Raw genomic sequence first — 304 nt, 5'->3', positions numbered from 1 at the left:
TGACACGCTGGGTGGTGTGGTCGAGGTGCTGGCGTACGGGGTGCCGGTGGGCCTGGGTTCGCATGTGCACTGGGACCGCCGTCTGGACGCCCGGCTCGCGGCCGCGCTGATGGGTATTCAGGCGATCAAGGGTGTGGAGGTCGGTGACGGTTTCGAACTCGCCCGGGTGCCGGGATCGTTGGCGCATGACGAGATCGTTCCGACGGCTGAGGGTGTCCGGCGTACGTCGGGGCGTTCGGGTGGTACCGAGGGTGGTCTGTCGACGGGTGAGCTGCTGCGGGTGCGGGCGGCGATGAAGCCGATC

1 protein-coding gene is annotated in these 304 nt (G+C 68.8%); it reads left to right on the top strand.

The genetic code is table 11. From position 1 onward, the window contains the following. The coding region (locus UK12_RS35190) for a chorismate synthase (protein ID WP_045307292.1) at positions 1-304 on the top strand (304 nt) is incomplete at both ends.

The organism is Saccharothrix sp. ST-888, assembly GCF_000955975.1.
In the GTDB taxonomy this organism is placed as follows: Bacteria; Actinomycetota; Actinomycetes; order Streptomycetales; family Streptomycetaceae; genus Kitasatospora.
Note: the sequence above shows the minus strand (reverse complement) of the source record. Positions and strands in the feature narration are given on the sequence as shown.